This window comes from Pseudomonas sp. BN607 (assembly GCF_029871175.1).
Classification (GTDB): domain Bacteria; phylum Pseudomonadota; class Gammaproteobacteria; order Pseudomonadales; family Pseudomonadaceae; genus Aquipseudomonas.
The window spans coordinates 1-512 of sequence record NZ_SSOE01000011.1; the positions used below are offsets into that span (position 1 = coordinate 1).

The following is a 512-nucleotide window of genomic DNA, read 5'->3' on the forward strand; positions in this document are numbered from 1 at the left end:
TTATGTGCCGGTAGACCCGGACTACCCGGCCGAGCGCGTGCGCCACATGCTGAGCGATAGCGCGCCGGTGGCGGTGCTGGTGCATGGCGCGACCCGGCATGTGCCGGAAGCGGGCCCTGTCATCGACCTGGACAGGCCGGTGTGGTGCGAATCGCCAGCCAGCAACCCGGTCGTGGCCGGGCTGACGCCGCGTCACCTGGCCTACGTGATCTACACCTCGGGCTCTACGGGGCTACCGAAAGGCGTGATGAATGCGCATGCCGGGGTGGTCAACCGGCTGTTGTGGATGCAGGACGCCTATGGGCTGGGTGCTGATGACGTGGTGCTGCAGAAGACGCCGTTCAGCTTCGACGTGTCGGTGTGGGAATTCCTCTGGCCGCTGCAGACCGGTGCACGGCTGGTCATGGCTCGCCCTGGCGGGCATCGCGACCCTGAGTACCTGCGTGAAATGATTGCCCGCGAACACGTCACCACCCTGCATTTCGTACCTTCGATGCTGGATGTGTTCCTGG

General features: G+C 65.2%; 1 protein-coding gene. It reads left to right on the forward strand.

Going from position 1 to position 512, the window contains the following annotated elements:
* A partial coding sequence (locus E8E68_RS00055) for an AMP-binding protein (RefSeq protein WP_280339035.1) occupies nucleotides 1-512 on the forward strand: 512 nt, incomplete at both ends.